Annotated in this window: 8 protein-coding genes and 3 pseudogenes; 7 read left to right on the forward strand and 4 right to left on the reverse strand. The window is 66.2% G+C overall.

The genetic code is table 11. The features are described from left to right. Positions 1–24 precede the first annotated feature (24 nt). Positions 25–780, reverse strand: coding sequence for a GntR family transcriptional regulator (locus IEZ19_RS41595; protein ID WP_189316590.1), 756 nt, complete (start codon positions 778–780; stop codon positions 25–27). Positions 781–1066: 286 nt separating this feature from the next. Between IEZ19_RS41595 and IEZ19_RS41600 the strand changes: the two genes are divergently transcribed. The 5 genes and pseudogenes from IEZ19_RS41600 to IEZ19_RS41620 all read left to right on the forward strand — a co-directional run. Next, complete coding sequence (locus tag IEZ19_RS41600; protein WP_189316591.1) at positions 1067–2428, forward strand: MFS transporter; 1362 nt, start codon at positions 1067–1069, stop codon at positions 2426–2428. Positions 2429–2806: 378 nt separating this feature from the next. Next, a pseudogene (locus IEZ19_RS41605) lies at positions 2807–3251 on the forward strand (transposase); the annotation flags it as partial. 280 nt (positions 3252–3531) lie between these two features. Continuing rightward, complete coding sequence (locus IEZ19_RS41610) at positions 3532–3849, forward strand: hypothetical protein (protein WP_229841460.1); 318 nt, start codon at positions 3532–3534, stop codon at positions 3847–3849. A 26-nt stretch (positions 3850–3875) separates the two neighbouring features. After that, a pseudogene (locus IEZ19_RS41615) lies at positions 3876–4124 on the forward strand (IS110 family transposase); the annotation flags it as partial. Between the two features lie 23 nt (positions 4125–4147). After that, positions 4148–5028: pseudogene (locus tag IEZ19_RS41620) on the forward strand (IS630 family transposase); the annotation flags it as partial. A gap of 79 nt (positions 5029–5107) precedes the next feature. On the opposite strand, the gene IEZ19_RS41625 reads toward IEZ19_RS41620, so the two are convergent. Beyond that, positions 5108–5524, reverse strand: coding sequence for a MarR family winged helix-turn-helix transcriptional regulator (locus IEZ19_RS41625; RefSeq protein WP_189316592.1), 417 nt, complete (start codon positions 5522–5524; stop codon positions 5108–5110). Between the two features lie 108 nt (positions 5525–5632). Between IEZ19_RS41625 and IEZ19_RS41630 the strand changes: the two genes are divergently transcribed. After that, positions 5633–6547 (forward strand): alpha/beta hydrolase, encoded by a 915-nt coding sequence (locus IEZ19_RS41630; RefSeq protein WP_189316593.1) that lies wholly within the window; start codon positions 5633–5635, stop codon positions 6545–6547. Between the two features lie 218 nt (positions 6548–6765). Beyond that, a complete protein-coding gene (locus IEZ19_RS41635; protein WP_189316594.1) occupies positions 6766–7203 on the forward strand; it encodes a hypothetical protein in 438 nt (145 codons plus the stop codon). A 122-nt stretch (positions 7204–7325) separates the two neighbouring features. On the opposite strand, the gene IEZ19_RS41640 is transcribed toward IEZ19_RS41635, so the two are convergent. Both IEZ19_RS41640 and IEZ19_RS41645 read right to left on the reverse strand, forming a co-directional pair. Beyond that, on the reverse strand, positions 7326–7742 hold the full coding sequence (locus IEZ19_RS41640; protein WP_189316595.1) for a hypothetical protein: 417 nt from the start codon (positions 7740–7742) through the stop codon (positions 7326–7328). Between the two features lie 282 nt (positions 7743–8024). Further along, positions 8025–8407, reverse strand: a 383-nt coding sequence (locus IEZ19_RS41645) for a hypothetical protein (protein WP_229841461.1), incomplete at its 5' end; no start/stop codon positions are given.

Consider the following 8407-nt stretch of genomic DNA (forward strand, 5'->3'; position numbering starts at 1 on the left):
GCCGGCCCCAACAGGGCTTCCGTCTTACGGCGTCCGCCGCAGATCCAGTCGATAGCCATAGCGCCGGGGATTGAAGTGAGAGGCGGTGAACTCCACGAAGTCACCGGCAGTGTCGTAGTACAGACGCTCGATCAGCAGAATGGCATCGCCCGGCTGGCAACCAATCAATCCAGCCTCTTCGGCAGGCGCGTTCATGGCAGTGATGTCTTGCCGCACCCCTGCAACCGGCCGCTCCAAAAACGGCTCCGCCGACCCGATGACTGTGCCCTCCCCCCGGGAAGGGATACCGGCCTTCCGCAGGATGTCACCCAGCTCGGGGGACACGTAGTGGCGGGTGAGCACGAACGGCTTCTTCTTGGCGAATCGGCGGACCAAAGCCCTGCTCACCTCGATGTAGGACAGCTCAAGACGCGCGGCGATCGACGGATCCGCCCGGGTGGAGAACTGCTCAAGGACCTCCGTCTGCGTTTCAGGCCAGACGACTAGGTCCTCAAGCGATCCGATCGAGCGCAGATAACGCCCCGACGGCTGCCGCCCGCTGACGTACGTGCCGCTGCCCTGGACCCGATAGATCCGGCCTTCCGCCAGGAGGATCGACAGTGCCTGACGCACGGTGTGGCGGCTGACCCGGTACTTGCCCTGCAACATCTCTTCGGTGGGCATCTTGCCCTCCTCGGCGTACACGCCGCCATCGATGTCCGCGCGCAGGACGTCGGCCAGCGCCCGGTATGCCGCGACTTTGCGCGGCTGTGCAGCAGCAGTCTGCTCTTGCTCCGTCATTGGTATCTCATCCTCCGGACCCGGCACCCACGCCGAGCCGTTATAGGGGTCAGGCATCTATTTTTGTACGGACTAATCTGCAAAGCAAGGTCCATAATCTTACCCCCTGAGGCTTAAGTTCCCCCTTGCGTCGCTATTGACATCGCCCCCGATCCGCCTTGTAGCCTCAAAACGTTCGTACAAATTGGGCCACTCGGGAGTTGGCTGGACCGCAGCCCCTGCCCGCGCTCAACGTCATCTGCCGTGATTACCGACCGGCCGAACACCTGCGAAAGGAAATTCAACGATGAGTTCCCTGCACAGTGCCCCTGAGGGCACGGCCGCCGGAGGCACGACACGAAGGATCGTCGCCGCGTCAGCAGCCGGAAACCTCCTCGAGTGGTTCGACTTCGCCATCTACGGCTTCTTCGCCGTCTACATCGGCGAGCTCTACTTTCCCTCGGACTCCTCAACAAGTTCCCTCCTGGCCGCCCTTGCCGTGTTCGGTGTCGCCTTTGCCGTGCGTCCCGCAGGGGGATTCGTCCTCGGACGGTTCGCAGACCGCGCTGGACGCAGACCCGCCCTGACCCTCTCGGTTCTCTTCATGGGCGCCTCCACCGCCCTGATCGCCTGTGTCCCCACATACGGCACCATAGGAGTGGCAGCTCCCGTCCTGATCGTCCTGCTGCGCTGTGTGCAGGGCTTCTCCGCCGGCGGCGAGTACGCCGGCGCAGCCGCCTTCCTCATTGAGTACGCCCCGAGCAACCGCCGAGGCCTGTGGAGCAGCGTCATCTCTGCGACCGCCGCACTCGGAGTCCTCGTTGCCGGCCTCACCGCGCTGGCGGTCACGACATGGGTGCCCGAGTCCCAGATCGAGACCTGGGGCTGGCGGCTGCCGTTCCTGCTGGCAGCACCCCTCTCCGTAATCGGCCTCTACATGCGGCTCAAGCTGGAAGACACGCCCGTCTACCGGGAGCTCGAGCAGAAGCAGCAGGTGGTACACAACCCGGTGCGCAAGCTGGGCCGCCAGGGACTGTCCCGCATGGCTCTGGTGTTCGCCAGCACGGCAATCGCAGGCCTTGGCTTCTATTACCTTGCCGTCTACGTGGTCACGCACCTGACGACCGTGATCGGCTGGGGCAAGCCCGAGGCCTTGCTCGCCACGATCGGCGGCCTGAGCATCTACTCTCTGCTCTGCCCGCTCGCGGGAACCATCGGAGACCGCATAGGCCGCCGAAAGACCATGATCGTTGGAGGTGTCGGCCTCGGACTCGTGGCCATACCGAGCTTCCTGCTCATCGGCACGGGAAACTCCGCGCTGTCCCTGACGGGCCTCGTCCTCATAGCGATTTTCGAGGCCCCCGTCAATGTCATGCTCGGCGTACTGCTTGTAGAACTCTTCCCGGCACACACCCGCGTCAGCGGTGCCTCCATCGGATTCAACCTCGCCCAGGCCATGATCGGCGGTCCGGGCCCGCTGGTCGCAGCGGCCCTGGTGGCAAGCACCGGTATCGCAGCCTCTCCCGCCTTCTACCTTACTGGAGTGGCACTCCTGGCCTCCGCGGTGCTGGTGCGCTACCTGCCGGAGACCCTGGGCACCAACCTTGCCGAAGTCCAGGCGGAGGAAAGCTCATCGGCTGTGCCCCTCACGGCACAGCCCACTGCCTGACCTTGACGTTCGACCTCGCAATTCACCCAACCAGCTGATCTGCGGTTCTTCCCGGGACAGGGGAGGCGGCCGTTCTCCACGCTTCGAGATGTCAAGTAACGAAGCACGAGAGAACGGCCGCTGCCCATGAGTCCGCCTGCGGACGCGCCCGTAGGTGCCGCGTTGGACACCTTGCTCACTGAGCATGGCCGCGTGAGTGGCTGTTCTCCATAACAAGTCATGTGCCGTCACCACGCCCCCGCCCAGGAGCAGCTGGACAACTCTTGGGCGCAGACCGGGCCTGCCGCTCACGTGGCCCGCACCCTGTCGGCGGGGACTCGGCCGCAGCACTGCCTTGATCGAGCAGGCCAGGGCCCACACCGCCGTTGTCGAAGGCTTCTGTCGTTCCAGCAGGAAGGCACTTTCTGCGTGCACACCACCGGGTCGCGCCCCAAGCTCGTCGTCTCCTCCGACGGTCGCGGGGTAGTCAGCCATGCCGGGTCCCGTCTGCTGGCCGATCTCGCCGATGCCACCGGCCTGACCGGCGCCTTCACCGATGCGCTGCGTCGACTGCGGCCGCACGGCACCGGACACGACCCGGGCCGGGTGGCGTGGCGGTTGATCTGGCGGTGATGCTCGCCGGCGGCGAGGCGATCGCGGACCTGGCCCTGCTCCGCGACCAGGCCGAAGTGTTCGGCCCAGTCGCCTCCACCCCGACCGCCTGACGCCTGCTCGCCGGCATCGACCAGGCGGCACTGGCAGCGTTGCGGGCGCCCGGGCCACGGCCCGGGAGGTCGCCCGGCTCAGGCCGCCGAGACCCGAACCAACGGCACTGGACCTGCCCACCCACGACCCGAGGGACCCTGGAGCACCCGACCCAAGCGTCGGGACCCCAGCCATGCCCGCTCAACGACAAGCAGCCGACAATCGCGGCCCGCGGCGATCAGGCAGCTCAGTCCCCCGACTGAAACAGGGAGGCTAATCGTCGGCACAGACAAAGGATCGGGTGCGGTGGCTCAGGCGGCGCTGGGCTCGGGTCGTTCGACGAGCTGGCCGCGTTCGAACGTCGGCCGGGAACCGGGCGTGGTGATCTCGATTACGTCGAGTGGAACTTCGGCCGAGACATGTGCGTATTGGCAATCCAGACGTCCTGGGAGGCGCTGCAGAATGCCGGTGAGATCCCCAGGAACGTGATGATGCCCGCGATCCAGCCGGTGCGGGCCAAGCAGCGCAAGCTGCTCCGGGCGGAGCCGATCGCCCAGCAGATGGTGCAGGACAAGGTAGGTTTCCGGGGCGTGTTCACCGACATGGAACGCGAGTGGGCGACGTGGCAGTCCACCGACCCGGGCAGCCCCAGCCGCATAGAAGCGCCACGGCGGTGTGGCCAGGGTGGGGAGCACGAGCGTGTGCAGGGCAGGTCGGTTGTCAGAGGCCCCATCTAGGGTCGGTGCATGACTCCTGAGGTGTTGTCGGACGTCGCATGGTCAAGAACGACCGGCTTAACCACGTCGGCTACCTGTGGGCCTTCTCCGCTCTGCGGTCCTCGCCCGGCGCTGACACCCACTACCGGCGGCGGCGCGAGCAAGGAGACTGGCACGGAGCCGCGCAGCGACACCTGTTCAACCGCATGATCGGCCAGCTCTACCACTGCCTTCAGGCACGCGAACTGTTCGACGAACACATCGCCTTCCCCTCCGAACTGGCCGCAGCAGCTTGACGACTTGGCATCGTGAGATGTCTCGATGGGCGGGAGGCCGTCCCCGCCAACTCAGTGATGACGACGAGGACTTCGTCGTCCAGACGGCCACCACCCGACAGGTCAAGCTTGGCCAGCCCTTCACCCGCTGGTCGCTGCGCAAGCTGGTCGCCTACCTGCGGAAGGTGCACGGCCGGGTGATCCGCATCGGCCGCGAGACCTTGCGTGGCCTGCTCGCCCGTCGCGGCGTCACCTTCCAGCGCACCAAGAGCTGGAGAGTCCCCGGGCCCCGAACGGGAGACGAAGCTGGACCGTATCGAGCACGTCCTGGACCGCTTCCCGGACCGGGTCTTCGCCATCGACGAGTTCGGCCCGTTCGGGATCCGGCCCACCGCGAGCTCGGGCTGGGCCGAACAACAGCGTCCCGACCGACTGCCGGCCACCTACCACCGCACCCAGGGAGTCCGGTACTTCCACGGCTGCTACTCGGTGGGCGACGACCGCTTGTGGGGCGTGAACCGGCGCAAGAAGGGAGCCGTGAACACGCTGGCAGCGCTGGAATCGATCCGCGCCGCCCGGCCCGACGGCGCCGTGATCTACGTAATCATGGACAACCTGTCCGCCCACAAAGGAGCCGACATCCGCCGCTGGGCGAAGAAGCACAAGGTCGAGTTGTGCTTCAACCTACGCCTCGTGGGCCAACCCGATAGAGGCACACTTCGGACCGCTTCGGCAGTTCACGATCGCCAACTCCCACTACCCCGACCACACCGTGCAGACACGAGCCCTGCACGCCTACCTCCGCCGGCGTAACGTGAACGCCCGCCACCGCGACCTCCTGGCCGCCGAAGGCAAGGAACGCGCCCGCATCCGCAGCGAGAAAGGCATCCGCTGGAGCGGACGCCCCCTCGCCACCGCAGCCTGAACGATCCGACGAATCCGCGCGGTCACAGCACTAGCGAGCAGGAATGCAGCGGACAGGCGAACCGCTCGTAACAATGGCCTCATGCGGGCGAGGTGAGCATCTCCTGAAGGATGCGCTGTAGCTCGCTGCGGTCCTGCGGAGTGATCCTCGCCAGCCTGCGGTCGTACTCCGCCGCGAGGGCTGCAAGTGCGCGGTCCCGTGCCTCTGCGCCCTCAGTGGTCAGTACGAGCCGGTGACGCCGCAGGTCCGCGTCGTCGATCTCGCGCCGGATGAACCCCTTGGCGACGAGGTTGCGGACGTAGACCGTCACGCTCGCTTTGGGCAGCAGCAGTGCCGCCGCGATCTCCGCCGGGTACGGCGACGCGGCCACCTCGGCCAGGACGAAGAACTCCTTCGTCTCCAGCCCGAGATCGGCCAGCTCCTCCGTGCAGGCATCCATCACGACACTCAGCAGCCGCTGGTTCAGCGTCCACAGCTGTGCCCCGTCGACTGTCATGCGAGCCCCTCATCCAAGTGGTACGGTTCTGTATTAGTTCCAAATTGTACCAGTAGGCCTTTCGTGCGGGACACCTATGGAACAACAACCTCATGAAGGACGCCAGCCATGCTTCAGCACATCACAATCCCGCGCGGACCGATCGAGCTCGCGGCCGACCTCCACCTGCCCGACAACGCCGACAGCACCGCGCCGCTGCGCGCCGTGGTGCTCTCCACGCCCGGCAGCAGCGTGAAGGAGCAGATCGGCGCCAACTACGCGTCCCGCCTCGCCGCCCGCGGCATCGCAGCGCTCGTCTTTGACCCCGCCCACCAAGGGCAGAGCGGCGGCGAGCCACGCGACCTCGAAGACCCCTACCGCCGCGGCGAGGACATCTCCTACGCGATCGACGCGCTCACCACTGTCCCCGGCGTCGACCCGCAGCGCATCGGCATCCTCGGCATCTGCGCCGGCGGCGGATACGCCGTACACACCGCCCGCACCGACCACCGCATCAAAGCGGTCGGCACGGTCGTCCCCAGCAACATGGGCACCTCGTTCCGCAGCTTCCAGCCCGACGGCCCGGCCGCCGCACTCGACGCCCTAGCCGACGCGCGCTTCGAGGAGTCCCGCTCGGGCGAGCTCACCCGCGTGAACTGGCTGCCCGACACCCTGGAGGAAGCCACAGCAGCCGGTCTGACTGATATCGACACCACCCAGGCGATCACCTTCTACCGCACCGACCGGGGCAGGAACGAGCACTCCACCAACCGCCGACTCTCGCGCAGCGACTCGCTGCTGCTGGGCTACGACGCGTTCCACCTGGTCGACCAGCTCATGACCCAGCCGCTCCAGGTCATCCTCGCCGGACGCATCGGCAACACCGGTTCCTACGACGCTGGCATGCAGCTGTGGAAGCTGGCCCCCAACCCGGTCGACCTCATGGTGATCGACGGCGCCGGCCACTACGAGATGTACGACGAGCCCGAGTACGTCGACGCCGCCGTCGACCGGCTCACCAACTTCTACGTCAACAACCTGTAAGGCATCCAAACCGGCGAACCTATGCGGTCACAGCACTAGCAGAACCGGACAGACCATCGCAACCGAACAGCCACAACTGATCATCGGCGGCCGCCTGATACTCCAGCCGTAGATCGTGATCATGCTGAGCTGCGCTCGAGGAGCGAGGATGGGTGGTTGATCGTGATCCGTCAGACGGCGGGGTGGACCGGGGTGCGTCGAGCAGGCACCATGCCCCGGTGAGCGTCATCATCAAGTTCTTCGTTGCGCCGGAAGACGAAGCAGCGGCGGCCGTCGTCGAGCGGGGGCCCGATGGGGTTTTCGAGTCGTTGGCCTGCGGCAACTTCGACATCGAAGAGGCGTTGATCGAGTGGGAGAGCATCTTCACGGGTCGTCGTTTCGAAGTCCTCGCTGCCGCTGACGAGCCGCGAGTCGTCGCCGACCCCGACGAGGGCGAGGGCCCCATGGTCCTCGCTGCGTCCGCGCCTCTCCAGGACGCACTTACAGCTGCTGACCAGCCCCGACTGGCCGAGGTCAGCCAGCTGTGGGTTCGAGAACGGGCAGCGGAGGACAAGACGTTGGATCAGGAGTTGGCGACCAAGCTCCTGGAGAATCTGGCCCACCTCGCCCGCACCGCTGGCGGACGAGATGCCCGCCTGTACTGCTGGATGGCCTAACTACAGCCCTGGATCGCGCTCCGGCCCATGCGGACACGGGTGCGGCCACCGCTGATCATCGGTGACCGCATCACTCCGCGCCCCGCCCAACTCCGGGCTCGCTGGCCGGTGATTCCCTGCGCTCAACCTGGCTTGGAGATCCGGCCCATCTTCTTCGCCCCTGCCTTCGCGCGCCCGACCCTCCTAAGAATCAACGGCACTCCCACAGCCAAGGCCGCCTCAGCTGCCGCCAGAATCACGAATCCTCGGCTGGTGCCCGCAGACAGGGTGATCCCCAAGGCAACCGCAGCACCAACCGAGAACCCCAGCGAGGGTCGCCAGTCGTCTGTGCGGATCATCGTCCAGCACAGCGGCGGGAATGACAGGGACGCGATGATGAGGACCCAGACATACCAGCCGTAGCCGTCCGACACCCCACACGCCCACCGTTGGCCGTCGGAACGCCACTCGCACCCGCCCTCGACAAGACCGGTAGCACTCCAGCCGAGCGCGACAGCGAAGCACAGCCCGTAGAGGGCTCCCCACCCCTTGCTGTTCATGCGCGGATCCTACGGTGGGGCATCTTGGCTGAGAAACAGTTCCACGTTCCGAAGGCCAACCGCAGCACTACTGCCGCCGCCAGCTACCCATTTGCCGCTGAGTGCGGGACCGCCAACCGAAGCGTCCAGTACGCCAACGGGCGAGATCACAATCTACGGCTGGAGTACCAAAGCCGTGGAGTCGACCGGCCTCAGCCAGAGAGGGTTTTCCTAACCTTCGCCCGCATGCACGCGGCGCGCCGCAGAGGCGGCGCGCGCCCGCGCCGTGCGCAGGGTCTTGATCTAGTGCTGTGACCGCATAGGTTCGCCGGGGCCAGCTGCCTGGGCGCGTGAATCCTTGCGCTCCGCGAGCAGCATCAGGACCACAAAAGCGGCCATGAAGCCGCAGCCGACCTTCATGCAGGCCATGACCGTCTCGATGGAGGCGTCGGCAATCCGGGGGACGCTGTTGACGAATATGAAGGCGTAGATGCACAGAAAGCCGTAGGCGCGAAGCCGCATCCCTGCCTTCCGCTTCCGCATCCATGGCAGCGTCCACCCTGCCAGCATCGCTACCGACACCGGCACGATGAGCGCCGTCGACACGGCCAGCCCTATCCACTGATCCTCGATCCACCGCGCGATAGTCGGTCTGTGGATGACGGAATGAGAAGAGGTGCCCGCTG

This window comes from Streptomyces brasiliensis (assembly GCF_014647875.1).
Taxonomy (GTDB): Bacteria; Actinomycetota; Actinomycetes; order Streptomycetales; family Streptomycetaceae; genus Streptomyces; species Streptomyces brasiliensis.